This is a genomic window from Hymenobacter sp. HDW8, from assembly GCF_011305775.1.
GTDB lineage: Bacteria > Bacteroidota > Bacteroidia > Cytophagales > Hymenobacteraceae > Hymenobacter > Hymenobacter radiodurans.
This window is the reverse complement of sequence record NZ_CP049907.1, coordinates 2,882,753-2,908,690: the sequence shown is the minus strand read 5'-3', so window position 1 is coordinate 2,908,690 and position 25,938 is coordinate 2,882,753. Positions and strand designations below refer to the sequence as shown.

At 53.2% G+C, this 25,938-nt stretch carries 25 protein-coding genes and 1 pseudogene; 11 read left to right on the top strand and 15 right to left on the bottom strand.

Annotation, left to right across the window (positions count from 1 at the left end):
* Nucleotides 1–34: 34 nt before the first annotated feature.
* The 9 genes and pseudogenes from crtD to G7064_RS12320 all read right to left on the bottom strand — a co-directional run bounded on the left by crtD (nucleotide 35) and on the right by G7064_RS12320 (nucleotide 7,352).
* Entirely contained in the window at nucleotides 35–1,546 is a 1,512-nt protein-coding gene (gene crtD / locus G7064_RS12360; RefSeq protein WP_166073814.1) for a 1-hydroxycarotenoid 3,4-desaturase CrtD, read from the bottom strand.
* Nucleotides 1,547–1,760: 214 nt separating this feature from the next.
* Nucleotides 1,761–2,186 (bottom strand): ArsI/CadI family heavy metal resistance metalloenzyme, encoded by a 426-nt coding sequence (locus tag G7064_RS12355; RefSeq protein WP_166073813.1) that lies wholly within the window; start codon nucleotides 2,184–2,186, stop codon nucleotides 1,761–1,763.
* Nucleotides 2,187–2,259: 73 nt separating this feature from the next.
* Complete coding sequence (locus G7064_RS12350) at nucleotides 2,260–2,835, bottom strand: sigma-70 family RNA polymerase sigma factor (protein WP_166073812.1); 576 nt, start codon at nucleotides 2,833–2,835, stop codon at nucleotides 2,260–2,262.
* A 75-nt stretch (nucleotides 2,836–2,910) separates the two neighbouring features.
* On the bottom strand, nucleotides 2,911–3,336 hold the full coding sequence (locus tag G7064_RS12345; RefSeq protein ID WP_166073811.1) for an arsenate reductase ArsC: 426 nt from the start codon (nucleotides 3,334–3,336) through the stop codon (nucleotides 2,911–2,913).
* A gap of 20 nt (nucleotides 3,337–3,356) precedes the next feature.
* A pseudogene (gene arsB, locus G7064_RS12340) lies at nucleotides 3,357–4,456 on the bottom strand (ACR3 family arsenite efflux transporter).
* A 70-nt stretch (nucleotides 4,457–4,526) separates the two neighbouring features.
* Nucleotides 4,527–5,108 (bottom strand): ArsI/CadI family heavy metal resistance metalloenzyme, encoded by a 582-nt coding sequence (locus tag G7064_RS12335; RefSeq protein WP_166073810.1) that lies wholly within the window; start codon nucleotides 5,106–5,108, stop codon nucleotides 4,527–4,529.
* Nucleotides 5,109–5,140: 32 nt separating this feature from the next.
* Nucleotides 5,141–5,488 (bottom strand): ArsR/SmtB family transcription factor, encoded by a 348-nt coding sequence (locus tag G7064_RS12330; protein ID WP_166073809.1) that lies wholly within the window; start codon nucleotides 5,486–5,488, stop codon nucleotides 5,141–5,143.
* Between the two features lie 123 nt (nucleotides 5,489–5,611).
* Nucleotides 5,612–6,856, bottom strand: coding sequence for a class I SAM-dependent rRNA methyltransferase (locus tag G7064_RS12325; RefSeq protein ID WP_166073808.1), 1,245 nt, complete (start codon nucleotides 6,854–6,856; stop codon nucleotides 5,612–5,614).
* Between the two features lie 55 nt (nucleotides 6,857–6,911).
* On the bottom strand, nucleotides 6,912–7,352 hold the full coding sequence (locus G7064_RS12320) for an SRPBCC family protein (RefSeq protein WP_166073807.1): 441 nt from the start codon (nucleotides 7,350–7,352) through the stop codon (nucleotides 6,912–6,914).
* Nucleotides 7,353–7,526: 174 nt separating this feature from the next.
* On the opposite strand from G7064_RS12320, the gene G7064_RS12315 reads away from it, so the two are divergent.
* From G7064_RS12315 to G7064_RS12305, 3 genes are all read left to right on the top strand, one after another.
* Nucleotides 7,527–9,167 (top strand): hypothetical protein, encoded by a 1,641-nt coding sequence (locus G7064_RS12315; protein WP_166073806.1) that lies wholly within the window; start codon nucleotides 7,527–7,529, stop codon nucleotides 9,165–9,167.
* A 193-nt stretch (nucleotides 9,168–9,360) separates the two neighbouring features.
* Nucleotides 9,361–10,779 (top strand): APC family permease, encoded by a 1,419-nt coding sequence (locus tag G7064_RS12310; protein ID WP_166073805.1) that lies wholly within the window; start codon nucleotides 9,361–9,363, stop codon nucleotides 10,777–10,779.
* A 71-nt stretch (nucleotides 10,780–10,850) separates the two neighbouring features.
* A complete protein-coding gene (locus G7064_RS12305) occupies nucleotides 10,851–11,303 on the top strand; it encodes a GNAT family N-acetyltransferase (RefSeq protein ID WP_166073803.1) in 453 nt (150 codons plus the stop codon).
* A gap of 13 nt (nucleotides 11,304–11,316) precedes the next feature.
* Here the strand turns inward: G7064_RS12305 and G7064_RS12300 are convergent, their stop codons facing one another.
* Complete coding sequence (locus tag G7064_RS12300; RefSeq protein ID WP_166073802.1) at nucleotides 11,317–12,846, bottom strand: M20/M25/M40 family metallo-hydrolase; 1,530 nt, start codon at nucleotides 12,844–12,846, stop codon at nucleotides 11,317–11,319.
* 111 nt (nucleotides 12,847–12,957) lie between these two features.
* On the opposite strand from G7064_RS12300, the gene G7064_RS12295 reads away from it, so the two are divergent.
* The gene (locus G7064_RS12295; RefSeq protein WP_166073801.1) at nucleotides 12,958–13,827 is read left to right on the top strand and encodes a TolB family protein; all 870 of its coding nucleotides are present in this window, start codon (nucleotides 12,958–12,960) and stop codon (nucleotides 13,825–13,827) included.
* A 15-nt stretch (nucleotides 13,828–13,842) separates the two neighbouring features.
* Here G7064_RS12295 and G7064_RS12290 read toward each other — a convergent pair whose 3' ends face one another.
* Nucleotides 13,843–14,283, bottom strand: coding sequence for a hypothetical protein (locus tag G7064_RS12290; protein ID WP_166073800.1), 441 nt, complete (start codon nucleotides 14,281–14,283; stop codon nucleotides 13,843–13,845).
* A gap of 316 nt (nucleotides 14,284–14,599) precedes the next feature.
* Nucleotides 14,600–14,812 (bottom strand): hypothetical protein, encoded by a 213-nt coding sequence (locus tag G7064_RS12285; RefSeq protein WP_133274492.1) that lies wholly within the window; start codon nucleotides 14,810–14,812, stop codon nucleotides 14,600–14,602.
* A 486-nt stretch (nucleotides 14,813–15,298) separates the two neighbouring features.
* Between G7064_RS12285 and G7064_RS12280 the strand changes: the two genes are divergently transcribed.
* Entirely contained in the window at nucleotides 15,299–15,649 is a 351-nt protein-coding gene (locus G7064_RS12280; protein ID WP_240935474.1) for a BLUF domain-containing protein, read from the top strand.
* A gap of 5 nt (nucleotides 15,650–15,654) precedes the next feature.
* Here G7064_RS12280 and G7064_RS12275 read toward each other — a convergent pair whose 3' ends face one another.
* Entirely contained in the window at nucleotides 15,655–16,266 is a 612-nt protein-coding gene (locus G7064_RS12275; protein ID WP_166073798.1) for a TlpA family protein disulfide reductase, read from the bottom strand.
* A gap of 257 nt (nucleotides 16,267–16,523) precedes the next feature.
* On the opposite strand from G7064_RS12275, the gene chrA reads away from it, so the two are divergent.
* From chrA to G7064_RS12245, 6 genes are all read left to right on the top strand, one after another.
* A complete protein-coding gene (chrA, locus tag G7064_RS12270; protein ID WP_166073797.1) occupies nucleotides 16,524–17,717 on the top strand; it encodes a chromate efflux transporter in 1,194 nt (397 codons plus the stop codon).
* 76 nt (nucleotides 17,718–17,793) lie between these two features.
* Nucleotides 17,794–18,114 (top strand): ArsR/SmtB family transcription factor, encoded by a 321-nt coding sequence (locus G7064_RS12265; protein WP_240935473.1) that lies wholly within the window; start codon nucleotides 17,794–17,796, stop codon nucleotides 18,112–18,114.
* 59 nt (nucleotides 18,115–18,173) lie between these two features.
* Nucleotides 18,174–18,989: a sulfite exporter TauE/SafE family protein gene (locus tag G7064_RS12260; protein WP_166073796.1), complete on the top strand. Its 816-nt coding sequence runs from the start codon at nucleotides 18,174–18,176 to the stop codon at nucleotides 18,987–18,989.
* Nucleotides 18,990–19,048: 59 nt separating this feature from the next.
* Nucleotides 19,049–20,404 (top strand): MBL fold metallo-hydrolase, encoded by a 1,356-nt coding sequence (locus G7064_RS12255; protein ID WP_166073795.1) that lies wholly within the window; start codon nucleotides 19,049–19,051, stop codon nucleotides 20,402–20,404.
* Between the two features lie 119 nt (nucleotides 20,405–20,523).
* Complete coding sequence (locus G7064_RS12250; RefSeq protein ID WP_166073794.1) at nucleotides 20,524–21,084, top strand: YeeE/YedE family protein; 561 nt, start codon at nucleotides 20,524–20,526, stop codon at nucleotides 21,082–21,084.
* Between the two features lie 13 nt (nucleotides 21,085–21,097).
* Nucleotides 21,098–21,508, top strand: coding sequence for a DUF6691 family protein (locus tag G7064_RS12245; RefSeq protein ID WP_166073792.1), 411 nt, complete (start codon nucleotides 21,098–21,100; stop codon nucleotides 21,506–21,508).
* A gap of 54 nt (nucleotides 21,509–21,562) precedes the next feature.
* Here G7064_RS12245 and G7064_RS12240 read toward each other — a convergent pair whose 3' ends face one another.
* Both G7064_RS12240 and G7064_RS12235 read right to left on the bottom strand, forming a co-directional pair.
* Nucleotides 21,563–24,520, bottom strand: coding sequence for a DEAD/DEAH box helicase (locus G7064_RS12240; protein ID WP_166075123.1), 2,958 nt, complete (start codon nucleotides 24,518–24,520; stop codon nucleotides 21,563–21,565).
* Nucleotides 24,521–24,691: 171 nt separating this feature from the next.
* Nucleotides 24,692–25,921, bottom strand: a complete 1,230-nt coding sequence (locus G7064_RS12235) for an FtsX-like permease family protein (protein WP_166073791.1) — start codon at nucleotides 25,919–25,921, stop codon at nucleotides 24,692–24,694.
* Between the last annotated feature and the right edge of the window lie 17 nt (nucleotides 25,922–25,938).

The window sequence follows — 25,938 nt, the reverse complement described above, 5'->3', positions numbered from 1 at the left end:
CAGAAACAACGTGTGCTGCCTTAACTCATTTTCCTTAGCCTTTGATTAACTCAGCTGCTATTTTGGCCGAGAGCAAACAAAGCGGAATGCCACCGCCGGGGTGCACGCTGCCGCCACAAAAGTACAAGCCCTCAAGTTGGCGTGAAAAGTTAGGATGACGCAGAAATGCGGCCAGCGCATTATTGGAGCTGCTGCCGTACAAAGCGCCCCCAAAAGACGACGTGCGTTCCTCAATCCCCCGCGGATCCCAGACCCGCTCGGCCCGAATGAGGGATTCTACGGCTACGCCTAAGGTGCGGGTTAGTTTATCGAGCACGGCGCGGCGGGTTTGGGCAATAAGCGCATCCCAATCCTGGCCCTGATGGTGCGGTACATTCACCATTACAAACCAGTTTTCGTGGCCAGCAGGCGCGTCCGCGGGCGTTTTTTTGGACGTCACATTCACGTACACCGTCGGGTCGGCGCTGACGGTTTTTTGCTCGAAAATGGCCTTGAATTCCTGCTGATAATCCTGGGAGAAAAAGATGTTGTGCAGGTCCAATTCGGCAAAGTCGTGGGCTATTCCCCAATAAAAAATGAGCGCGGAAGAGGAGCGCGGCTGGCTCAGGGTGCGCTCGGGCGCGGGCTGCTTCGGTAACAGCCGACGGTAGGTCGGCACCACATCCATATTGCTGACTACCAAGCCATAATCGTACACGTCTTGGGGCGTGCGTACGCCGGTCACGCGGCCCTTGGCAGTCAGAATTTCTTCGACGGGCTCGTTGTAGCGGAACTCCACCCCCAGCTCCTCGGCCAGACCGACGAGGCTTTGGGCAATGCTATAAATGCCCCCCACGGGATAAAAAGCGCCAATACCATGCTCCAAATGCGGAATCAAGCTGAGCGTGGCGGGCGCCTGATACGGGTCGGAGCCGTTGTAGGTGGCAAAGCGGTCGAAAAGCTGCACCAAGCGCGGGTCGTTGAACGCCTTGGCGTGGCGCTGGTGCATGGTGCCCGTAAGGCCCAGCCCCGGTAGCGCCGCCACCGCCCGCAGCACGTCGGGGCTAAGATACGTAGCAGCTTTGTGCAATGATTTATGCAGAAACGTGCTTTCGGTGGCTTCGTAAGCGGAGGCGCTCCGACGCAGAAAGCTTAGCACGTCGGCGGCGGGCACGCTTAGCTTTTCCTCTATTTCAGCGGCAAACTTCTCTTCGTCGGCCCAGGCTTTTAGGCGCGTGCCGTCGGCGAAAAAGTAATGCGTTATCGGGTCGAGGCGCTCGTAGCGAAAGTGGTCCTGCGGGTCGCGGCCAGCCAGCCGAAACAAGTCGTCGACCAACTGCGGCAAGGTGAACAGCGACGGGCCAGCATCGAAGCGGTAGCCGCCGGGTAATTCAAACTGATACATCTTGCCCCCAAACGACTCCTGCGCCTCAAATACCGTAACGGCGTGCCCCTTGAGCGCCAGCCGCACGGCCGTAGCAATACCGGCAATACCGGCCCCAATGATGGCAGCGGGTTGCTTAAGAGAAGATGCGGATGTACGCTTTTTGGTGCTGGTTTGCTTCACGCCAAGTGGGTGTGTACGGAGCCCTAGGGGCCTAAAAATAGCTATTCAGCAGCGTGATTCCCCTTACATCGGCGGGGCACGCTGCTGAACTCTACCACTACTACACCACAATTGTTAGTGAGCAGGATGAAATACACCTACTTAAACTTCACACTACTGCTTTTGGGTTCATCAAAGTGTACCAATAAGGCACAAAGACGGTCGGGGGGCTTTTTTACACCTCAACAGCATTTTGCGTCTGGGAAGCGGGCCGGGCGTTCTGACCTTCGCCGTACACCGTAGCCGAACCGAAAGTATAAAAAGCCTCCCAGTCGACGCCCTGTGGGTCCGTAATCCAACTTTTCTCCGATTTGGCGTAGCAGCAGGTGCACTTGCCTTCTTCGCGGATAGTGGCCTTGGCATTTTTGAGGCGACCATATACTTCGATTAGTTCCTCGGGGCTTTCGGCCTGAATGCCAAGGTGCTCAATGCCAGCATTCTCGGGGCGAAGGGAAATCGCGAAGTTGATGCGGGGATCTTCAAGCATCCATTTGGCGTAATCTTCTTTCAACACAGTGGGCTCTGTGCCAAAAAGTGCCGTGTAGAAGGCGACAGATTCAGTGAGGTCTTTGATGCGAACGTTGACGTGGAAGCGTTTCATGGTCGGTTTATGTGGGGTTAGAAGTTAAATTCCCCGTCATGACGACCAGCCGGCTTAAAAGACGCAGACTTTTTTACTTTTTTTCTAACGTCTGTTTGTAGGTCTGCAAGGAGCCACAATCACTTCGAATGGCGAAGCCCAGCAAGTGCCCCTGCGCATCCGTTTCAAGCAAGCAGCACTCAGTGAACACGTCGCGCAGCATTTCCCGCCCCCGCTGAATCCGCGACTTGGTGGCCGACAAGCCCAAGCCCAGTTGCTGGGCAATATCCTGCTGCTTCATGCCTTCCACATCCGCTAGGCGCAGGGGCTCAGCGTAAGTGGGCGGCAGCAATTGAATCATGGGCAGAATATACTCGGCAGCTTCCTGATAAGCTTCGCTTTCAGATTCAGCTTCCACATCAAGGCCTTCATCCAGCGGCCGTAGTCGACGGTTTTTGCGCGCGGCATCCACAATGGCATTCTGGGTAATCTGGAACAGCCATGAGCGAACATTGGCCACACCGGAGCGCGCCTGACAGAATCCGTACACTTTCAGTAATACATCCTGCAATAAATCAGCGGCTTGCGCCTCGTCGGGCACGCGTTTGCGGATGTAGTTGCGGAGCGCATCCTTGTGCTCCAGCCAAAGGTTAGGTACGTCGCAATGCATGGGACGGCGATGAAAGAAGACTCCAGCAACCCAGTTCTATTCGGGTCACCCCAGAAATCTAATTGATAGCTAGAATTATTGAAAATACTGGCGCATGAATGCTTGAGCATACGTTTTCACCTGCTCGCGCACGGCCCGAAACTGATCCAAAATTTTGTCGGGGGTACCGGTGGCTTTGGCCGGATCGGGGAAGTTGTGGTGCAGCATGGTGGCCGAGGATGGAAATACCGGGCAGGCCTCGCGGGCGTTGTCGCAGACAGTAATCACGTAGTCAAAGGGCACGGCCGCATACTCGTCCACGTGGTTGCTGGTGTGGTGCGCTATATCCACTCCATCTTCGTGCATCACCTGAATAGCTTTCGGATTGACACCGTGCGTTTCGATGCCCGCACTGTACACGTTGGCTTGGTCGCCCAGGAACTTGGCTAAGTAGCCGTGCATGAGCTGACTACGGCAGGAGTTACCGGTGCAGAGCACCAGCACGTTTTTCTTATCAGACATACAAGGGAGTATATTGGAAATCAGGGTGCAGTAACGCTCCGGCCCGCGTACCAGCGGCGGCGAAACCAGAAAGCCACGTTGACCAAGGCAATCAGAGCTGGCACTTCAATAAGCGGCCCGATGACGCCGGCAAAAGCCTGACCCGAGTTCAGGCCAAACACGCCAATGGCCACGGCAATAGCGAGTTCGAAGTTGTTGCCGGTAGCGGTGAAGGCAATGGAAGCATTTTCGGCATAATTGGCCCCCAGCCACTTACCGGCCGCAAAACTGAGCACGAACATGATACCGAAGTACAAGGCCAGCGGCAGGGCAATGCGCAACGCATCCAGCGGAATGCGCACAATCAATTCCCCTTTCAGGCTAAACATGACCACAATAGTCAACAGCAAGGCAATGAGCGTAATGGGGCTGATAGCGGGGATAAATACCTGCTCGTACCAGGCATCGCCCTTGAGCTGACGCAGCACCAGGCGCGACAAAAAGCCCCCACGAACGGTATGCCGAGATATATGAGCACACTCTGGGCAATGTCCCAGATACCAATGTTCACAGCGTAGCCTTTCAGCCCGAAATACGGCGGCAGCACAGTAATAAACAGCCACGCCAGCACCGAGTAGAAAAGCACCTGAAAAATGGAGTTCAGCGCCACCAAACCGGCCGCGTATTCCCGGCTGCCGTCGGCTAAGTCGTTCCACACCAGCACCATGGCTATGCAGCGGGCAATACCAATCAGAATCAGGCCAATCATATATTCAGGCTTATCAGGCAAAAGCCAGATAGCCAGAAAAAACATGAGCAGCGGCCCAATAATCCAGTTCAGCACCAACGACAAGCCGATGATGCGGGTGTTCCTGAAAACCGTGGGCAGCTGCTCATATTTCACCTTAGCCAAGGGCGGATACATCATCAGGATGAGACCGATGGCCAGCGGCACGTTCACCGTGCCTACCGAAAAATAGTTTACCGCACGCTCCATGCCCGGCACAAAGTAGCCCAGCGCCACGCCCACCCCCATGGCCAGGAATATCCAGAGCGTTAGACCTCTATTGAGGCCGGAAAGCTTTTTACGGGCTACCGCTTGGGGCGCAGGGGTTGGAAAAGCTGGGTGCGTTGAGTTCATGTGGTGACATTGTTCAGAAGTTCAGAAAAAGCCCCCTAGGATCAACTAACCGAAACTAGGGGCATTTTTCCTAGCAGCAACCGCCGCCGGGCGTGCACGCGGCAGCGGTAGTATTTGCCGGCGTAGCGTCTACCAGCGTGAATGCCATGGGCGCGGTAGTTGGAACTTCCTCGGCTACCGGCGCGGCTTTGGCGGCTGGCGCAATGCAGCACTGGCCATTGCTACCGTTGGCTTGGTCGTATTCGTGTTGGTAGCGCGGGTCGTTGAATTCGGCGTCTTCGTGGAAGTAATACACTTCCCATTCCACGCCATCGGGGTCGTTTACCCAAAACTTGTCCTGCTTGGCGTAGCAGCAGCTGGTACCCATTTCTTCGCGGGGCAGCAGGCCAGTTTTGCGTGCTACTTCCAGGCGTTGCTCCATCTCCTGTACCGTTTCGACCTGAAAGCCCAAGTGGCCGAAATTGCTGGCCACACGGTCTGGGTTTTCGACGAAGGAGATAATCAGCGAGGGCTTATCGAGAACGTATTTGGCATAGCCACGCCGAATTTTGGCGGCTGGTTGCCCGAAGAAAGCCGTGTAAAAGTTGACCGTAGCGGTCAGGTCCGACACGTACAGCGAGACGTGCATGCGGGGAAAAACAGCAGTTTCCATGAGTGCAGAAAGATGGAGAGGTGAAAGAAAAATTAGCAGCAAGTGCTACCCGGGGCACAGCTATCCATAGCCGTCGACTCGACGAAGAAGGCCGTAAACTGCTGATGCACCTGACGTAGCAATTCTGTATTTAGGCAGTAGCACACGGTGAGGCCATCAATCTCGCCCCGAATAAGGTCCAGCGCCTTTAGCTCTTGCAAGTGCTGCGAAACGGTGGTGCGGGAAAGCGGCAATTCCGCCGCGATGTCGCCAGAAATGCAGGTTTTCTTTGAAGCCAGCAACTGAATGATAGCCACCCGTGCCGGATGCGCGAGTGCTTTGGCTACGCGAGCTAGTTGCTGCTGTTCCTCAGTAAAAGCGGTGGTTTTGGCGTAAGTCATAAACAAACTATGAAGTATGACGCAAATATACGACATACTATGACATATGTATACGCCATAGATATTTTTTATCTATGCTTGCCTGTTCTTTGGCCGAATTAAGCTGAAAGAATATGTCCTCCGCTACTCCACCGCCAGCACTAGACCCTTCAGATATTCCCCTTCCGGGTGGAATAAGCTTACCGGATGGTCGGCGGGCTGCGTGAGGTGATGAAGCACCCGCACCTGCCGGCCTGCTTCAATGGCCGCCGCCAGCACTGCTCCTTGAAATAGCTCACGGCTAACCACTTGTGAGCAGCTGAACGTAAACAAAATGCCCCCCGGCGCGATACGACGCAGGCCCGCCGCGTTCAGACGCTTGTAGCCCATCAGGGCATTGTGCCGGGCGGAGAGGTGCTTGGCAAAAGCCGGTGGGTCGAGCACGATGAGGTCGTATTGCTCCTCGCTGGCTTTCATGAAGGTGAATACATCCTGGGCATACGCCGCGTGCTTGTCTTCCAAGCCTGTGAGGGCCGCGTTGCGCTCAGTCAGCTCGATGGCGCGCTTAGAGCTATCCACGGAGTGCACCAGCGTAGCGCCAGCTTGCAGCGCGTACACCGAAAAGCCCCCCGTGTAGCAAAACGTATTCAGTACGCGCCGGCCAGCCGAGTAGCGGGCCAGCAGGTCGCGGTTGTCGCGCTGGTCGATGAAAAAGCCGGTTTTCTGCCCTGTTTCCCAATCTACGGCAAAGGGATGGGCATTTTCGTGTACTAAGTGCTCGGTGCCGGTAGAGCTGCCCAACAGGTAGCCATTCTTCGCCTCAGGAGCGGCTTTGGCGGGTACGGTTTCGGCGCTCTTATCGTAGATGGCTCGTAGCTTATCGCCTAATACCACCTTCAAGGCATCTGCAATTTGCGGGCGAGCTAGGTACATGCCAGCACTGTGCGCTTGCAGCACGGCTACGTCGCCGTACACGTCCACAATCAGACCCGGCAGCCCATCGCCCTCCGCGTGGATCAAGCGATATACATCGGTTGTGTGGTTGCTAGCAGACTGGGGAGCTTTTTCAGAAGTCTCCTGCTCCAAATTTTCTGCCTGAGTCGTCAGTCCTAACCGCTGACGAAGTTGGTAGGCATTGCGCAGCTTGTCTTCCCAAAAGGCGGCATTCGGCTCCGTGGCTTCGGGCCCAAAGCCCAGCATACGCACGGCAATAGAGCCCGGCGCGTAGTGACCCACGCCTAACTGCTCGCCATTCGAGGCATGCACTGTCACTACCTCACCTTCCTGCGGCTGGCCCTGCATGCGGGCAATGGCGCCCGAAAACACCCACGGGTGCAGGCGACGCAAGGATTGATCTTTACCAGGTTTGAGGGTGACGATGGCGGGCATGGCGGCGAGGAATAAAAGGGAACTGGGGGGCAAAAGTACGCCAATCCCCGCCCCTTCACCGAAATAGCCGACGATAAATCGGTTTGCGCCAGGCAAACTGCGCCCACATCACCGGATACAGCAGCGCATCCATCAACGGCGAAACTGTCCGAAATTCTATGGCATCAATGATAACAGTGCCACCCTCGGGGCTGGGTTGCATCAGGTGGCGGTGGCGCCAGAATCGTAAGGGGCCAGGTATTATTTGGCCTTCATCCACAAAGAAATGGGTACCATTCGGCAATACGCCGTCGTCGGTAATCAGGCTGGTCCAGCGCTGGCTGATGGGCCCCACCCTCAATTCAATCTCCACTTGATCACCACGGCGGCTGCCATCGAAGCGATGCAGCCTCATCTGAGGAAAAGGTGGCGCTAATTTCAGGAATAGCTCGCGGGTAAAGCCGGCCATAACCTGAGCGGGTGACTGCGCTACGTGCGTGCGGAGAGTGAGGTGCATAGCTGCAAACAGGCTAATGCGAGTTTGGGTTGTATTTCAGTTATCTATTTAGGGATATAGCTAATTTTTGTGCGAAGAAAATAGCAAGTATTTTAGAGCACCCAAAGACTTGGATTACCTATAGCAGGCCGAGCAAGGTTACAAATACTACATAACTGCACTAAATACGACTAAATGATAAAAGGCTTTATCAATCAAAATGAGCGGCTATGTGACATCGTATTCTTAGTAGCTGCCACTACTACTCTACAAATATATTTTCTCTCTGATATAGGATTTTATAGTGATGATTGGGCTTTTCTAGGAGTACTTACTAATATCAAGTCTAGTAATCTATTCACGTTTATATATAATTTTTATTTATTATATAAAGATGTCCTCATAACTCGCCCCATCCAAATCATACAACTATCGACATTATATTGGTTTTTTGGCACCTCACCTCTTGGCTATCATATTAGCAATTTATTCTTCTTAATTCTTTTGGTAATATATTTTTACCTGAGTTTAAATAAATTACAAATTCCACGTATTGCGGCGTTCACAATACCCCTTATATATACTCTATTACCTCATTACTCCACAACTAGAATATGGCTAGCGAGCTTTAATATTAACGTAAGTACATGTTTTTTCTTCATTAATCTATATGCCAGCATAGAATATATAGAATCAATAAGCGACAGAAAACGTAAATGGCAATGGATGTTAATAAGCCTATTAAGCCTAGCAGTTTCTATTTTAGCCTATGAAGTTATAGTTCCCTTGTTTGCCATAAATTTTTTTGTAGTATGGTGGAAAGGACGTAATAAAAATGTAAAAACTACAAGCTTGATAGTAGCAAGCATAGCAATCTATTTATTGTGTATTTTATTTAAAGTTAAATACTCCACGCGAATAGGTGGATATACTTCTAATTATTTAATTACTATCAGCCAGGCGTATAAAGCGGCTGCTATGAATGATTTTTATATATATGGAGTTAAACTACCTAAACATATATGGCACTTGTTTCAAACTCGTACAAGCGAAAAAATATACTTTATTGCTAGCGCTATGTCTTTAATAATTTTTTTGTATCTTATTCAGTTTAAAATTCAAACTTACACAAGAAGATTTTGGCTACTTACAATCTTGACAGGAGCAGCAATTTATATAACTGGATATTTGATATTTCTAACTGCTAATAATTTACAACCTACGCCTACTGGTATTAATAACAGAGTCACAACTACGGCCGCAATCGGGGTAGCAACTTGTTTTTTTGGATCAATTGGATTACTATCTTTTTATATAAAAAACAATCATATCAAAGTTTTTTTCTTTTCATTTATCACATCTATATTATGCGGATTTGGGTATATCATAAATTGCACAGTTAGCACTTTTTTTTCACAGTCATATATAAGCCAATTAAAGATACTTGATTCTTTACGGAAATCGGTTCCTAAACTCACCGCAAAAAATACACTAATATTAGACGGTATATGTCCATATCTAGGCCCTGCTCCTATATTTGATTGTGAGTGGGATCTGGCCGGAGCGTTACAAGTACATTATAGAAATATGTATACACAAGCAGATGTTCGAACGAATAGATTAACCTATAACGAAAATGGATTGACTACTATTACGTATGGAAAAAAGAACTTTTATTCTTATAATAGATATTTGATAATATATAATAATCAAAATAAAAAGTATTTTACACTAAATAACTTTAAAGATGCAAAAACATATTTCACTACAAATAGGGCAGCAGATATAATCACTTGTTCCGAGGGCAGAGAAGGGTATGGCACAAGCATTTTTTAGTATTTCACTTGTGATAGATTTCATTTTTTAGTGGTGTGTAGTTAAAACTGATTGTCAGGCTAACTTTCTTATCCTATGATTGCGTAACAAACAATTATTAAGCTGACTAACGCGACCTAGTTCATTGTATGCTGATTTTTCGCAGAGCAATTCACTTATCTTCCATCATTTAACCATTGCTTAGCCCTCATGCATGGACAAACTCGCTAGGCCGACCAGTGCTTCCGGCCCTACTTTAATCCGTGCAGTTGGGTTATTTACCGGCACTTTCCTCGTGGCGGGCGTTGTGATTGGCTCCGGGGTGTTCAAGAAAATTGTCCCCTTGGCCCAAAGTGGCCTTAGTGAAGCTTGGATATTGGCTGCCTGGGTACTGGCGGGCCTCATTACCATATGCGGGGCTCTCAACCTAGCCGGTTTATCCTCTCTCACGGAAGAGTCGGGGGGCATTTATGAGTACCTGCGGCTCTCGTTTGGGAATTTTGCTTCCTTCCTGTTTGGGTGGAGCGACTTTACCATTATTGGTACTGCCTCCGTGGCCGCGCTGGCTTTCATCTTTGCGCAAACCATTAATACACTGCTGCCGCTGCCAAACCCATTACAGCACTTGGCACAAGTATCCATCGGCCAGTTCATTTATCCTTTCGCCGACTCAGGAATAAAGATTCTAGCCATTGGCACCATCGTCGTTCTGACGTGGGTAAACTACCGCGGGGTCGCCGGCAGTGGCAAACTCAGCAATGTATTCACGGCGGCCAAAATCATGGGTATTCTGCTGCTCATCATCTTGGGGCTGTTTATGGCTACCCCACCAACTCCGACGCCACCCCCGTTGCCCAACCTCAACACGGCTGCAGTGGCGGGCACGCCTTTTTTCAATGCCTTTTTCGGGGCGTTGCTCAGCGTATTCTGGGCTTACGACGGCTGGATGGACCTTTCTTTCGTTACGGGTGAGGTGAAGAATCCGCGGCGCAATGTGCCGCGAGCCATTCTGTTTGGGGTAAGTATCGCCATCGGGCTGTATGTATTGGTCAACTATGCCTACCTGCGGGTATTATCTTTGCCAGCGCTGGCGGCAGTGAGTCCCAATGAGATAGGAGCAGCAGTGGTAGCCGAGGCTATACTGGGAAAGACCGGCAAAACGTGGATTCTAGTTTTAATTATGATCAGCGTATTCGGGTCCCTAAATACCGTACTGCTTTCCCATAGCCGCGTTTACTTCCGCATGGCGCAGGAGCGCTTCTTCTTTGCCCAAGCCAGAGCAGTGCATCCGCGCTACCGGACACCCCACGTGGCACTGCTGTACACCTGCGCGTGGAGTTGCCTGCTGGTTCTTTCCGGCACCTTCGATCGGCTGACCGACTTAGTTATCTTCGGCAATTTCCTTTTCTATGGCCTACTAGCAGTGGCAGTGCTGAAGCTGAAGCGCCAAGGCAAAATAACAGTGCATGTAACTGGCTACCCCGTTATTCAGCTCATCATCTTGCTGTTTGCCCTGGCGTTGACTGTGAACACCATCGTTACCCAACCTCAGCAGTCCCTCATGGGCCTTGCCCTGATGCTGACGAGTGTGCCGTTCTACTTTTACTTTAAAAGGAAGGAAGCCAAAGCCTAAAAAACGAATGTATTGCACCTTGGGGGGCAATTCTTATGACAGCCGCTTCGCCCGCAACAACCTCTATCGCTATGCTACGCCTTATCCGGACCACCTCCGACAATCCCGATTTTCGAGCACTGGTACAACTACTCGACCACGACTTGGGGGAACGCGACGGTGCCGACCATGCCTTTTATGCCCAGTTCAACAAGGTCGACGCCATTAAGCACGTGGTGGTCGCGTATCAGCAGGAAGTGCCGATTGGGTGCGGGGCGTTCAAGGAATTCAGCGGCGAGCTAGTGGAAATCAAGCGCATGTATGTACAGCCCGATTGGCGAGGCCAGGGGGTTGCGGCCGCTATTCTAGCGGAACTGGAGCGCTGGGCCGAGGAATTAAACTACAAAGGCTGCGTATTGGAAACAGGGATGAAACAACCCGAAGCCATTCGACTTTACAACAGAAGCGGCTACCGGCGCATCCCCAATTACGGGCAGTACGCGGGCGTCGAGAACAGCGTTTGTATGCAAAAGGAGCTCCTGTAGCTCCACAGCCAGCTTACTTTAGCTGCATGATGGCGGCCATAGTCTCTATGCCATCCCAAAGGTTGCCCAAGCGAATATTCTCGTTTTCGGCGTGCTGATTGTTGTCGTAGTTGGCAACGGGCACGGTGAGTGTGGTCGCGTTTATTTTTTTGAACACGTGCAAGGGTAAGCTGCCGCCGGAGGTAGGCACCTGCACCACCGGCTGCGTGCTTGTACGTTGCACAGCGGCCACTACTTCCTGAGCGATGGGCAAATCCATGGAAGTGCGCTCCGCATTGTAGCCCGTATGCGGCGTCAGGCGCACAATGCGCGAATAGCGGGCGCGCTCGGCGTCGGTAGGCTCTTGGGTTGTCACGAAAAAGCCCTGGCGTCGAATGTGGCTGACCACTTTCGCTACCTGCCGCTCCCAATCATTGCCCAGTACAAGGCGCAAATCTAGCGTTGCCTCGGCAGTGGTAGGAATCACGTTGGCCGCCTGCGCCCCCACATTGGCACTGCGCATGCCATTTACATTTAAGGAGGGCTGATTAATTAATTCATTCAAACTTTGCCCCCCACCATCGGCTCGGGCAAAGCCTAGCTCCTGCTGTATCTGCGCGTCGAGGTTGGGCACGCGGCGCAGGGCTTGCTGCTCCTTGGCGGTAAGCGGTGTTACGTCGTCGTAGAAGCCAGCTATGGTCACGCGGCCGGTGCTATCCTTCATAGAAGCCAGCAACTGGGCCATCAGAAGTGCTGGATTGGGAGCCCAATTGCCGTAGTGCCCGCTGTGCAAAGGTCGCTTCGGGCCGTACACGGTCAGGCCGATATTCACGTCGCCGCGGGCCCCGAATACCACCTGCTTTTGCCCCGATTGATGCACGGGACCATCGCAAATAATCCAGAGGTCGGAGGCGAGCAGCGCGCGGTTGCTTTCCACAATCTCGCTCAGGTGCGGCGAGCCTTTCTCTTCTTCTCCTTCGAAAAAGAATTTGATGTTGACGCCGGGCCGCTGCTTGCTTTGCACCAAGGCTTCATAGCCCGCTAAAATGGCCATCACTCCGGCTTTGTCATCGGAGCTGCTGCGGGCATAGAGGCGCCAGTCGGGCTTGGATGTTTCCCCAGCCTGCATTAGCGGTATAAATTGCCCCCCTTGAGCCAAGGCGGCGTTGGTTAGCTGAGGCTTGAACGGACTCAGCCCGCTGGCCCACTGCGCGGCATTGACCGGCTGCCCATCGTAGTGCGCATAAAATACAATGGTGCGCTTGGCACCGGGCGTACGCACCTCGCCATACACCGCGGGTGGCACACCAGGCGTCTTCGCCTGCAATAGCTGCCCCTTGATGCCCCGCTTCTGCATCATACCCAGAATGAAGCGGGCCGTTTCGCGCAGATTGGCACTGTCCGCAGCCACGTTTGGGATGGCCAGAAACTGCATGTACTCCGTCAGCAGCGGCAGTTCGTGGGTTTGGCGGTATCGCCGAACTTTTTGCACACCTGCATCGGGACCTGCGAATGCTGCTAGTGTCAAAAGCAAAAGCAGGCTAGCCGTATATCGTTTTTTCATCTCAACAGCCGGGCACAAAGGGGGCGCAACCATGAACAAGGTAAGCGGCTCCGCGCAAAAAGCCATATTTCGTGAACTAGCCTTACTTTCACTTTTCTTAGCCTTGATCTGATGAACCGACTCCTCCTCCTTCTCTGCTGCCTTTTCCCTTCCCTGGCTTCGGCGCAGGTAGATACCGACATTTATCTGGTAGACTTGTCGGTGAAGGGCAACACAGTAGTGCTATCTAAGCCGCGCAACATTACGCCGCACAAAGGCTACGACAACCAGCCTTTTTTCCACCCTACGCTCCCGCTGCTTTACTACTCGTCCGCTACTGACAGCAGCCGCACCGATCTGAAATCCTACAACTACAAAACGGCCCAAACGCAGCAGATTACGGCTACGCGTGAGCGGGAATATTCGCCCCTGCTCACGGCCGATCAACAGTTTCTCTCTTGCATTATTCAGCGCGACAACGGGCAACAGGATTTGGGCAAATACCCCCTGGCGGGCGGTCAACCAACCATTTTGGTAAACAACCTGAAAGTCGGCTACCATGTCTGGATTGATCAATCTCGCCTGCTGGTGTATGCGCTGGCAACGCCCAGCAGCGAGTTGCACTACTTAAATCTGGCCACTAAGAGCGACACGATTATCGCCCGCAACATTGGCCGCTCGCTGAAGCCGATACCTAATCAGCCTGCGCTCAGCTTCTTAGAGAAAACGCCGGAGGGCAAATGGCTAATCAAGCGGTTTGATACCAACACCAAGGCTATCACGCTTCTGGGACCAGCACTGGAAGGATCGGAAGATTTGGCCTGGACGAAAAACGGCTTGATGTTGATGAGCAACGGGCAACAAATTTATGCCTGCCGACCCGGGCACCGCGATGGTTGGAAGCCAGTGAAGATGACTGGAACAGCGCCGGGCCTGAATAAAGCTAGTCGGTTGGCTATAAATGCAGCTAATAATCAGCTGGCTGTGGTGGTCAGTGAATAATCGTAGGCGCTAGCTTCAGCGGGCCAGGTGCACGGCCTGGCTATAATGACGGACGTTCCACTCGGCACTCAGCGCGGGCAGGCGACTTGAGCCATCGGTAAGCCAGTGCAGAGCCGACTCAGAGTCGGTGAAATATTGGGCGTCGAAGCGGATTCCAGGTTGCACCAGATCGTGTAGCGCATCGATGGCCAGTTGATTATGCACCCGGAAGCTGTCGATTATCAGCACCAGCCGCTCGAGCGTGAGCGTCACCAATTCGGGCATCCAATGGTCGCCGAGCCATTCTTGGTCGGCTGGTGACAGGTCCGGCACGGTGTTCATATCAAGCAGCAGATGGCGCACCTTCAAGGTTCGGATCAGGCCCAGCAGCTGCTGCGAGCTGGGTTGGAGTGCGTGCGTATCATGACCACTTGTCCATTCAAGGCGCAGTACACTAAGCACTTGATCGTATTGCAAACAGAAGTGGGGAATGCTGCGGATAATCACGGGAGAAACCAGAGGATGTAGCACCGACCATCGCTGCTGCAGAGCAAGAGACAGAAATTGGGCCGAAAGAAACTGACACTGGCTTAGTCGGTATTTCAGCAGCACTCGTGGCTGTCAAATGGGCTTTCAATATCCTACAAAGTAAAAAAGCCCCCCAATGAATAAAACTTGCTTTGTTCTAGGCATAACCCGACAAAGCCCGCACTTTGTGGGTGCAGGCTAGCAAACAATGCTTTACTGGTTCAACTATAGAAGCAGGAAGCGGAGTTAGGAAGACAGATGCTTATTAGCGAACGGTGAAGCCTTTAGCTTCCCACACGGGTACGTTTTGGGTGCGTACAAAGCGAGTTTCGACATGACCCCAAGCGTCTTGCTTGTACATTACCGTTTTACCTTGCTCGCGGGTATGCAGGGAAAGCAGGTGATCGGCATGCGACATTGCGGGGCCAGTAGTTTCAATGGGCTTGCGCGCCCGTGGGCGCTTAACGGATGTTGACATATACAGCTAACGTCAAGACTGGCCAAAAAGGGTCAGTCTGGTTCATTTAAATTTTCTTTTCTCCGAATAGTAGCGCTTCTGAGAGCGTACAACCCGATATAGTGGCCCGCGCACGGACACACTCTACGCTGTCGGCACTACCGTTACCTGACCGAACACCTTCAATACTACAGGTTTCGGCTCGGGCAGTAAAGTAGTTTGCTTGTCTGATCGTGGGGGGCAAATTTGCTCCCCGCAACACCTCAACGTAATATACAAGGTTCGGGTTTTTTTGTTATTTATTGCCAGCAACCGTTCAGCTTCCTCCCAAATGCGTTTTTTCAGGTGCCCCCTTGAGTAGAACAAAGTGCAGCCAATTTTGTATCTTCTCCTATCCAAACGCAACCCCAGCCGTGGTGAGCGGCGAAGCCCTGTTGTGCGCGGGCCGCTATGTTCTATCAACTAATCTATGTTAGCCGAGCTGTGGCGCCCTTAAGTGCCGAGGAGATGCAGTCCTTAATTACGCACGCCCGCAACTTCAACTCCATCCACCATATTACTGGGGTTTTGTTTTATGATGGCGAGCACTTTGCTCAGATATTGGAAGGCGCGGAAAACGAGGTAGAAAGCCTTTATGCCCGCATTAAAGTTGATACCCGGCACCGGCAGGTAACAACAGTGACCCGCACCCGCAGGCCGCGTCGCGAATATCCACATTGGGGTATGGCCGGGCACCTGTTGGCGGCGGCCCAATTCGCTGAACTGGTAAAATGCCTGCCCGACGAGACGGAGCAGCCTGCGCCCCGGTCGTTGCGCGTTCGCCTGGAGCCCTTTGTGGCGCATAGCCAACGACTGTAGCGCGCCTAGCTGCCAGGAACAAATAGGTTTTCCAGCGCAGCTTTAAACTCCGGCGTATCATACTCAGCCATACCGTCGTGGCGCGCCGCAACCTGCCCATCAGGACCCAGGATGACGGTAGATGGAATGGCGCTGGAGTTGAAGGGTGCCGGGAGCGTCCCCGTTGGAAAATACACCGGGAAAGTATAGCCGCGCCGCTTGAGCAGGGCCCGTGCCTTTTCCGGCCTCTCGTCGAGCGAAATCATTACAAACGCAACTTTCGACTTATCCACCTTTTTGTACAGCGCGTGTATGCCCGGCATTTCAGCCACGCAGGGCGGACACCAGCTCGCCCATAGATTCACAAACACCACCTTCCCTTTCAGCTCGCTTAGATTAACATTTTTGCCCCCCAGCGTAACTAGCGGCAGATTGTGAGGGTAGGTGGCCGCGCCACCTGCGGCCGTTGCGTTGGCTGTGGGCGGGCCAGCGGCTAACGTCGGGAGGTCTGGCTTCCACAGCCCAGTGGCCAGCAATCCGCGCTGTATGCTGCCCAATACCATCGGACGCAGATCGGTGAGTAGCACAAGGGCCAGAATGGCGAAAGGCAGCCATTGCAGCAGATTTTTACGATTCATAAGCAGATAGTTAAGAAGAAAACACAGAGGGAAGAGAAAACAGCCAGCCATTTTTGGAAAATTGTGCCCCACATCTGGTTTGACGTTATTGCCCTGTATGTTTCGACTTTTTCATACGAACCCTTTTTTACCCAGCCGTCTTCCTCGTAGAACTGTGCTGCTCAATGCCAGATTTCAAGAGTTGCTACTCAATATTTTATCTCTGCGCATCGGGAGTGCGGGAGTCCAACTAATAACCGAGTATTTACCCGTAACCTATGCGTAAGGTTGAGCCCTCTACCTCGCTTGGCGAGCTGGCGCTGCTGTTTCTGCGCTTGGGCACTACGGCCTTTGGTGGCCCCCCAGCGCACATTGCCATGATGGAGGAAGAAGTCGTGCGGCGGCGGGGCTGGCTTACCCAGGAGCGTTTTCTGGATTTACTTAGCGCGGCCAACCTCATTCCCGGCCCCAATTCCACCGAGCTGGCTATCCATATTGGCTACGAACGGCGCGGCTGGGCGGGGCTGCTGGTGGCGGGCACCTGCTTCATTCTGCCCGCAATGCTCATCGTGATGGGCTTCGCCTGGGCCTACGTGCGCTTCGGCACGTTGCCGGCCCTCACCGGCGTGCTTTATGGCGTAAAGCCAGTCATTGTGGCGGTGGTAGCGCAGGCGCTCTGGAGTTTGGGGCGCTCGGCGCTCAAAACCAGAACGTTGCACCTGCTGGCCGGTGCTGGGCTGGCATTGGCGCTGTTGGGCGTAAACGAGCTACTCATCCTGTTTGGTGCCGGTGTAGTTACGGGCGCCCTGCGCTGGCCAACGCTGGAAACCAAACGCTTACCTCCGGCGCTACTGCTGTTGATGGGAGCGGTGGGAATGCTGGCTCTGTTGCCAGCGTTTTTTGGGCTTCGGGCAGGTGACGGCATCGGCAGCGCGCCGCTCGGTTTGGGGCCACTGTTTTTGGTGTTCGTCAAAATCGGCTCAGTGCTTTACGGCAGCGGCTACGTGCTGCTGGCCTTCCTCGACGCCGACCTAGTACAGCGCTTTCACTGGCTCAGTCAGGCACAACTGCTTGATTCAGTGGTGGTCGGGCAGGTTACGCCGGGACCGGTATTTACTACCGCTACTTTCGTGGGCTACGTACTGCTCGGCTGGGCCGGTGCATTAGTGGCTACGGGGGGCATTTTTCTGCCGGCTTTCGTTTTTGTCGGACTAAGCATCCCGCTGCTAGCGCGTTTGCGCCAGTCGCCTCTGGCCGGCGCCTTCCTCGACGGACTGAACGCCGCTTCCTGGGCTCTTATGGCCGCTGTGTCATTCACACTGGCTCGCACCGCGGTTGTAGATACGCCGACGATTATCCTTCTGTTGGTCAGTGCGGTGCTTCTGCTGCGGTATAAGGTCAACTCGGCGTGGCTGGTACTGGGCGGGGCTGTTGTGGGCTATAGCTTACACGCAGCGAGTTTGGTTGGATGAAGAACTCAGCGTTCTTGGAACTAGTATGGGGGGCAAATTTGTATACATGAACAAATGATCATACATTTGTAAAATCATGATGACCCCTACTGCTGCTTCCGTCGATATGGGCCTCTCTGTTGAGAAAATGGAGAAAGTGGCCTTCATTCTGAAAACTACGGCTCACCCCACGCGCATTGCTATTGTGCAGCTCCTAGCGGCCCACGAAAGCATGTCGGTTACGGATATCAGTGAAAAGCTGAACGTGGAGCAAAGCCTGCTTTCCCACCATCTTTCGGGCATGAAGCTGAAAGGCATTCTGAGCAGCCATCGGGAGGGTAAGAACATTTTTTATTCACTGAAGATGCGCGAAGTAATCGACGTAATCCAGTGTCTGGCCGCCTGCACATTTCTATAAGGTGGGGGGCTTTTTTTACTCATTCATATGAACAATCAATCATAATTTCATACGTTCTAATGCTACCTTACTTCGGTTATTTCGCGGCTATCTTCATCGGCCTTTCCCTCGGTATCATGGGCGGAGGCGGCTCCATCCTGACGGTGCCCGTGCTGGTGTATCTGATGGGGGTGAGCCCCGTGCTGAGCACGGCCTATTCGCTGTTTGTAGTAGGAAGCACCTCCGTGGTGGGGGCCTCGGGCTACTTCCGCAAAGGGCTGGTGTCTCTGAAAACGGCTATAGTCTTCCTTATTCCTTCGCTGCTGGCCGTGTTTGCCGTCCGCAAGGTATTGCTGCCAGCTATACCCCACGAGCTATTTACCATGGGTAGCCTGGTTTTTACCAAAGACCTACTGGTGCTGGTAGCCTTCGCCGTTCTGATGGTGGTGGCCGCGGCGTCAATGATTCGCGTGAAGCAAACCAAGAAAGTGCTTGACGAAGAGCTAGGCCATAAAATCGACTTCAACTATCCTCTGATTCTGGGCATTGGGCTGGTGGTGGGCACGCTCACGGGCTTTGTAGGCGCGGGCGGGGGCTTCCTTATTATTCCGGCTCTGGTGCTAGGGGCACGCTTACCCATGAAGCTGGCCGTGGGCACTTCGCTCGCCATTATTGCCCTAAACTCACTCATTGGTTTCACCGGCGACCTTAGCGCCGGCACCCCTATCGGCTGGCCATTTTTGCTCGGCTTTCTGGCCTTTGCGCTCGCAGGTATTGTGCTCGGCACTTACCTAGCGCGCTTCATTCCCGGAGCCAAGCTCAAGCCCGCATTTGGGTGGTTTACGCTGGCTATGGGCACGTTTATTTTGCTGCGCGAGCTGGTTTTTACGCCATAAGCATCAGTTTATCAACTAATTAATATCAAATTTTTCTCACCTACTAGTTTACTTTTCTCATGAAAATCGAACAGTTTGAAGATAAAGGGCTGGCTCATTTCTCCTACGTTATTCTCAGCGAGTGTGCCCGTGAAGTAGTGCTCATCGACCCGGCTCGCAACCCGCAGCCGTACTACGACTACGCCCAGGCGAACGACGCCCAAATTGTGAGCGTGATTGAAACCCACCCCCACGCCGACTTTGTGTCTTCGCACCGGGAAATTGCCCAGCGCACCGGGGCCACCATCCGCGTGAGCAAGCTAGTAGGCGCCGACTACGCCCACGTAGCCTTCGATGAGGGCAACTCGTTCACCGTTGGCCAACTTACTTTCCGCGCCCTCAATACGCCCGGCCACTCCCCCGATTCCCTCAGTATCGTGCTCAGCAGAGATGGAAAGGACGTAGCCGTATTTACCGGCGACACCTTATTTATCGGCGACGTAGGCCGGCCCGACTTGCGCGAAAGCGCCGGCAACCTTACTGCCAAGCGCGAGGAGTTGGCCCGCCAGATGTATCATTCCCTCCGTGACAAGCTCATGACTTTGGCTGATGAGGTGCTGGTGTATCCAGCCCACGGCGCGGGCTCGCTTTGCGGCAAGGCTCTGAGCGGCGCGAACAGTAGCACCATTGGCGCGGAAAAAGCGGGCAATTATGCCTTGCGCCCGCTAAGCGAAGAAGATTTCGTGCAGGAGCTACTGGCTGACCAGCCCTTCATTCCCAAATACTTTGGCTACGATGTGGCCCTCAACAAAGCCGGCGCCCCGGCCTATGCCCCCAGCGTACAGCAAGTGCCGCGCTTAGCTGCTGGCACCAAGCTGGAGCAAGGGGTACTGGTAGTAGACACCCGGCCCGAAGCCGAATTCAAGCAGGGTCATGTGGAAGGTGCGCTCAACATTCAGCAGGGGGGCAAATTTGAAACCTGGCTGGGCTCTATTGTCGGACCGAATGAGCCATTTTACCTAGTAGCTGGCGATCAGAAGACCCAAGAAGACCTGATTCAGAAGGCCGCTAAAATCGGTTATGAACCGCTGATCAAAGGCGCGCTAATCGGCACGCCTGCTACCACCGACACCATGCCGAAGCTGGACGTAGCCACCTTTCGCGCTCACCCAGAAAACTACACCATTGTAGATATCCGCAACGAGTCGGAAGCCAAAGCTGAGCCGCTGTTTGCCGACGCCCTGAACATTCCGTTGCCCGTGTTGCGCGAGCGGGTCAGCGAAATTCCGACCACTAAGCCCGTAGTAGTACACTGCGCTGGCGGCTACCGTTCGGCCGCGGGCAGCAGCATTGTAGCTCCTGCGCTGGTAGACACGCCAGTGTTTGATTTAAGTGAAGAGGTAAAATCATTCCAGCCAGTTGCGGCCACTCACTAAATACAGCGGCCCGCATCAGTCCCAGTGTTACTCTTAGGGCAGCTTTAACCTACTCTATCTTCTGACCACTCATTTGCCGTGGGTGGCGACAGAGAGTATTAACCATCTAGTTTTTTCTTATGCTTGACTTACTTCGCCAGCCTTGGCCCTGGTACGTGGCGGGGCCACTGATTGGCCTTACGGTTCCAGCTCTGCTGCTGCTCGGCAACAAAGCCCTAGGCATCAGCTCCTCACTGCGCCATGTGTGTGCCGCCTGCGTGCCGGCCGGTATTCCCTTCCTGACTTATAACTGGCGGGCCGAAACCTGGAACCTGTTTTTTGTGCTCGGTATTGCGGTGGGGGGCTTTTTAGGCTATCAGGTGCTCGGCCACCCCGATACCATTGCCATCTCGGCCGAAACAGTCCGCGACCTGAAAGCTGAGCTGGGCCTGACTGACTTCACCGGCTTGCTGCCCCGCGAGTTGTTTGCGCTGGATAACCTAGCGAACTGGAAAGGCTGGGTGTTTTTGGTGCTGGGGGGCTTTTTGGTCGGCTTCGGTACGCGCTACGCCGGTGGCTGCACTTCGGGTCACGCCATTTCGGGCCTCTCCAATTTGCAGTGGGTATCGCTGGTCGCGGTTATCGGCTTTTTCGTGGGCGGCCTGCTCATGACCTGGGTTATCTACCCGCTCCTATTTTAACACGCAATCCGTCATGAAAAACCTCAAATACCTAATGCTGGGCGTTGTGTTCGGCCTAATTCTCACCAAAAGCGAAGCCGTCAGCTGGTTTCGGATTCAGGAGATGTTCCGTTTCCAAAGCTTTCACATGTATGGTATCATGGCCACGGCTGTTCTCGTGGGCCTGATTTCTATTCAGCTCATCAAGCGCAACCACCTCAAGACCATTAACGGAGAGACCATCGCCATTGCGGACAAAAAATATAGCCATGGCACCTGGATTGGCGGCATCACTTTCGGCGTGGGCTGGGCCATCACGGGGGCTTGCCCGGGTCCATTGTTTGCGCAACTAGGGAGCGGCGTCGCCGCAGCCACCGTCATGATCTTGGCTGCTCTGGCTGGCACCTGGACTTACAGTGCCCTGCGCGAAAAGCTGCCGCATTGAGCTGCTCGCAGAACACAATATGTGGGGACAAAACAAACAATTGTACCGTTCTGCCTAGCCTAGCAGCTCCTCAATATCCTCTTTCGTCAGGCTCTTGATAATTGTCTCGTCGGTTGAAATCAAGTCCGTGACGAGTTGAATTTTCTTATTCTGCAAAGCCAGGATCTTCTCTTCTACCGTGTTCTTTGAGATAAACTTATAGGTAAACACGGTTCGCTGCTGGCCTATGCGGTGGGCGCGGTCAACGGCCTGTGCTTCCACGGCCGGGTTCCACCACGGGTCGAGAATAAACACATAATCGGCGGCGGTAAGATTGAGGCCGACGCCACCAGCTTTCAGCGAAATAAGAAAGACCCGCAAATCCTCGGTTTCCTGGAAACGGGCAACTTCCTTGTGCCGGTCACGGGTGTTGCCATCGAGATAAGCGTACTCAATTTGCTTTTCATCAAGTGAAGCCCGCACAATATCGAGGTGCTTCACAAACTGGCTAAACACCAACACCTTGTGGCCCTCTGCTACCACGCTCCGAATCATGCGCACTACTTCGCGCAGCTTGCCCGATTCTGCTTCGTAGGTTTCGTCGGCCATGCGCGGATGGTTGGCAATCTGGCGTAGCTTCGTCAGGCCTTGCAGCAGCATAAACTGCGTGCTAGCCGTGCCGTGCTCTTCAATATTGCGCAGAATCTTATTGCGGTAGAAGCTCTTGGTTTCCTCGTAGCACTGCGCCTGTTCATCCGTCATGGAGCAGTAACTTAGGTGCTCTATCTTCTCCGGCAACTCTTTAGCTACCTGTGCTTTATGGCGCCGCAGAATAAAGGGTTTGATAAGCGCATGGAGCTTTCGAGTGCGGGTTTCGTCTTTGCCTTTTTCAATGGGCTTAAGAAACTCCTTGCGGAAAAACGCCTGCGAGCCCAGCAAGCCGGGATTGATAAATGACATCTGCGACCACAAGTCCATCGTGCTGTTCTCAACCGGCGTACCAGTCAGAATAAGCCGATGGCGCGAGTGCAGCCCGCGTACTGCCTGTGATGTGGTAGACGAAGGGTTTTTGATAGCCTGCGACTCGTCCAGAATCACGTAGTCGAACTTGTAGGTTTTGAGGAGCTCCGCATCGAGGCGCACGATGCCGTAGCTGGTTAGCACCACATCGTAGTCCGAGAATTGCTCTACGTTTTTGTCGCGGTAGGTACCCGTGTAAATAAGCAAACGCAAGCTAGGCGCAAACTTAAAGGCTTCGCTCATCCAGTTGAAAACCAATGAGGTAGGCATTACGAGTAGCGAAGCCGAGCCAGAACTATCGCCGCTTTCTTTGCGCTGAAGAAGCAAAGCCAGGGTTTGAATGGTTTTACCTAGGCCCATGTCATCGGCTAAGCAGCCACCGAAACCATAGTCTTTCACGAAGTGCAGCCAGTCGTAGCCGGCCTTCTGATAAGGGCGCAATTTGCCTTTAAACCCAGCAGGCATAGCCTGTTCTTCCACCGTTTCGAAGCCGCGCAGCTTTTCCAGCTTCCGCGACATAGTCACGGTGGCCAGGTTACCATTTTGCAAGTCCGAGACTAAGGCCAAATGATGTTTGCGCAGTGTAAGCGTGTTATCGTTTTCCTCCGAAAACGCGAAAAGCTCCAAGTATTGCGAAAACCACTCTTCCGGAATGATGGCAATCTGGCCGTTAGGCAGCCGGTACTCGTGGCGCCGGCCCAGAATGTAGGAGCGCAGCTTTACGAAAGGAATTTCGAACTCTCCGAAGCGAACCGTGCCGTGTACATCAAACCAGTCGTTGGACTCGGTGATGCCGACCTCTACCGTAATGGCGCCAATGAAGTAGTCTTTGCCTGATGTAGTGCTTTGCTGCACCGTAAATCCAAGGCGCGACAACTCTTCGGCGTGGCTGTGCAGCCAACGAAACGCGGTGGCTTTTTCCAGCACCGCGCGGCCATTGCGCACTTCCAGCGCGCGGTCAGCGAGTTCTTTTATCATGGCCTCCTCGTGGTCGATGTTGCGAATGAGGCGATGAAAAATGTAGCTATCGGCGGTTTTTTCCAGCTTTACGCTCACCCGCTTATCGAAGCTATTCGGCACGGTGTGGTCGCCGTAGCGGAAGGAAAGATCGAAGTGAATGTGGCCGGAAGAAACGGTAGTGCTGGCACTGGGGGGCAAATTTCCATTGCGAGCACCAGCGCGCGGCGCTTCCTCCGTTACGACCAACACGCCAGGCACATCGGAAAAGGTGAGCTGAGGCCGGGCTACATAGCGCTCCGAGCGAATATCAAAGCCGCGTGCGTGCACATCGAATGACTCGACTAGCGGAGCCACGAAGCGTTGAAAGTAGCTGTCTTCTACCTGACGTGGAATGACGATAAACTTCTTATTCAGAAAGGGTTGCAGCTTCTTGCCATCCACATCATTGCGGAAGCTATAGAGTACATCGCTAACCATCAGCCACGCGGGCTGCGCGCTTACGACTACGGCATTCTTAAACTGAAAATCCAGCTTTTGCCCCTTGTACTGGATAGTGGGGAAATAGTGGGTATTATCCTCGTTACGGCGGAAGTGGAAAAGCACTGACGCGGGCTCATCGGCCATACTTATTTCGCGCCAAGTTGGCTCACCGTCTTTGCCCATAATGAAGACACATTTGCCCCCCAGACGCGCCAGAATCTGCCTCATGCGCTCCTGCACGTAGCGGGCTATCTGCTCCTGTAGGCTTTTGTCGCCCTTTTCAGGGTCATAGATTTTGAAAAAGAAATCGGCGGGGGTAGTCTTTTTGGGCCAGAACTCTTTAATGACGCAATCCTGCTGAATCTGGTCGGTGAGAGCAATCAATTCGAAATCGATTGCGTCGAGACCGGCAGCAAATTCGGGGGCATTTTTAACCGAAACGGTCTGATGCTGAAGGGTTAGTTGTCCGCGCGGGTTGCGCTGCACCACGTACGATTCAAACAAATAGCCTAAGTATTCGTGTTCGAGCAGCGAATAAACAATTTGAAACGGCTGCGACGTAGAAACCTTCATAATCAGCGCCGGCAACGGCGTAGAAATCAATGACAAACATCAAATATTAACTTTTCTCGCGAAAAGCAACGTATAATCTGTCACTAATTATGATGAGCACAGACTACAGTTCCGCCGGTTATAGTACTACGACGGGTTTATAGCATGCATACTCCGATATGGGCTCTGGCGTTACAGATTTTCGCGTACATCGAGGCGCGAGGCATTCAGCGCAGGTCGGATGGAAACCGAGATGGTGATTATAATAATGGCGATACTCGTCAGTACAATGTCTGAGGATTGCATTTTCACCGGGTAAGAATCGACGACGCTGGTGGCCATACCCATGGATACCAATCCGAAGGTTTGCTGGAGCCAGCAAATTGTCATGCCTAGCACAAGTCCAACTACGGCGCCCACTAAGGCCACAATGGCTCCTTCCAGCAGAAATACATTGCGCACAGTGCGATTAGTGGCTCCCATGGCCATCAGAATTGCGATGTCTTTGCGCTTATCTATGACTAGCATGGACAGGGAAAAGAAGATATTGAGCGAGGCAATAAGCAGGATAAAGGCGAAGGTGATGAACACAAACATCTTCTCTACTTTGATGGCCTTCAGCAGACTTACGTGCTGCTCATCGGAGTTCAGCACCTTGAATTTGGGACCAATAAGCCGCTGAATATCGGCCTGGGTTTCTTCTACTGGGTAATCCTCAGCCACGCGTACTTCCAGCGCCGTGCGCCGGTTGCCGTACTGCAGCAGTTCCTCGGCAAAATCGAGCGGTACGAACACGTAGCTATTGTCAATCTGCTGCTCAATCAGAAAAACGCCCCCCGCCAGAATAGACTGCTCGGAAAAGGCATTTTCGGGGTTTATGGACAGCGTGCGCTTGCCGGTATTGCGCGGATACAGCAGGCGTAGGGGCGAAAAGCGGTTGTCGAGGGCAATGCTCAGCTCGTGCTGCACGCCAGCCCCGATGAGGGCATAAGCCTCGCCGCCGCGGCGCAGGCGATGGTCGCCCTCTACAATGGATGAGTCGATATTGGTTTGCGCGAAATAATTGCCAGTTACCCCTTTCATCTTCACCACCATCTGTCGGTCGTGGTACTGAAGCAGGGCATTGTCCTCAATTACTTCGGTCACCAAGCTGACACCGGGCGCGGTACGCAGGCGGTTGAGCAGCGTGTTGTTTACCTCAAATGACTTTCCTTCCACCGCCGTGATCAGCAGATCGGGGTCAGATTTGCCGTAGAGCGTGCGCACCAGGTCCTCGAGCCCATTGAACACAGACAGCACAATAATCAACGACATGGTACCCACCGCCACCCCAATCATGGAGATGTTGGAGATGATACTGATGATGTTGCGCTTTTTCTTAGACGAAAAGTAACGCCGGGCTATGAGCAACGAAACGTTCATGCGGGGCGCAAACGGGG

Bases quoted from the DNA above. Each gene is read 5' to 3' on its own strand.
- G7064_RS12355 (WP_166073813.1), bottom strand. From the start codon at position 2,186: ATGAAACGCTTCCACGTCAACGTTCGCATCAAAGACCTCACTGAATCT.
- G7064_RS12350 (WP_166073812.1), bottom strand. From the start codon at position 2,835: ATGCATTGCGACGTACCTAACCTTTGGCTGGAGCACAAGGATGCGCTC.
- G7064_RS12345 (WP_166073811.1), bottom strand. From the start codon at position 3,336: ATGTCTGATAAGAAAAACGTGCTGGTGCTCTGCACCGGTAACTCCTGC.
- G7064_RS12335 (WP_166073810.1), bottom strand. From the start codon at position 5,108: ATGGAAACTGCTGTTTTTCCCCGCATGCACGTCTCGCTGTACGTGTCG.
- G7064_RS12330 (WP_166073809.1), bottom strand. From the start codon at position 5,488: ATGACTTACGCCAAAACCACCGCTTTTACTGAGGAACAGCAGCAACTA.
- G7064_RS12325 (WP_166073808.1), bottom strand. From the start codon at position 6,856: ATGCCCGCCATCGTCACCCTCAAACCTGGTAAAGATCAATCCTTGCGT.
- G7064_RS12320 (WP_166073807.1), bottom strand. From the start codon at position 7,352: ATGCACCTCACTCTCCGCACGCACGTAGCGCAGTCACCCGCTCAGGTT.
- G7064_RS12315 (WP_166073806.1), top strand. From the start codon at position 7,527: ATGATAAAAGGCTTTATCAATCAAAATGAGCGGCTATGTGACATCGTA.
- G7064_RS12310 (WP_166073805.1), top strand. From the start codon at position 9,361: ATGGACAAACTCGCTAGGCCGACCAGTGCTTCCGGCCCTACTTTAATC.
- G7064_RS12305 (WP_166073803.1), top strand. From the start codon at position 10,851: ATGCTACGCCTTATCCGGACCACCTCCGACAATCCCGATTTTCGAGCA.
- G7064_RS12300 (WP_166073802.1), bottom strand. From the start codon at position 12,846: ATGAAAAAACGATATACGGCTAGCCTGCTTTTGCTTTTGACACTAGCA.
- G7064_RS12295 (WP_166073801.1), top strand. From the start codon at position 12,958: ATGAACCGACTCCTCCTCCTTCTCTGCTGCCTTTTCCCTTCCCTGGCT.
- G7064_RS12285 (WP_133274492.1), bottom strand. From the start codon at position 14,812: ATGTCAACATCCGTTAAGCGCCCACGGGCGCGCAAGCCCATTGAAACT.
- G7064_RS12280 (WP_240935474.1), top strand. From the start codon at position 15,299: ATGCAGTCCTTAATTACGCACGCCCGCAACTTCAACTCCATCCACCAT.
- G7064_RS12275 (WP_166073798.1), bottom strand. From the start codon at position 16,266: ATGAATCGTAAAAATCTGCTGCAATGGCTGCCTTTCGCCATTCTGGCC.
- chrA (WP_166073797.1), top strand. From the start codon at position 16,524: ATGCGTAAGGTTGAGCCCTCTACCTCGCTTGGCGAGCTGGCGCTGCTG.
- G7064_RS12265 (WP_240935473.1), top strand. From the start codon at position 17,794: ATGATGACCCCTACTGCTGCTTCCGTCGATATGGGCCTCTCTGTTGAG.
- G7064_RS12260 (WP_166073796.1), top strand. From the start codon at position 18,174: ATGCTACCTTACTTCGGTTATTTCGCGGCTATCTTCATCGGCCTTTCC.
- G7064_RS12255 (WP_166073795.1), top strand. From the start codon at position 19,049: ATGAAAATCGAACAGTTTGAAGATAAAGGGCTGGCTCATTTCTCCTAC.
- G7064_RS12250 (WP_166073794.1), top strand. From the start codon at position 20,524: ATGCTTGACTTACTTCGCCAGCCTTGGCCCTGGTACGTGGCGGGGCCA.
- G7064_RS12245 (WP_166073792.1), top strand. From the start codon at position 21,098: ATGAAAAACCTCAAATACCTAATGCTGGGCGTTGTGTTCGGCCTAATT.
- G7064_RS12240 (WP_166075123.1), bottom strand. From the start codon at position 24,520: ATGAAGGTTTCTACGTCGCAGCCGTTTCAAATTGTTTATTCGCTGCTC.
- G7064_RS12235 (WP_166073791.1), bottom strand. From the start codon at position 25,921: ATGAACGTTTCGTTGCTCATAGCCCGGCGTTACTTTTCGTCTAAGAAA.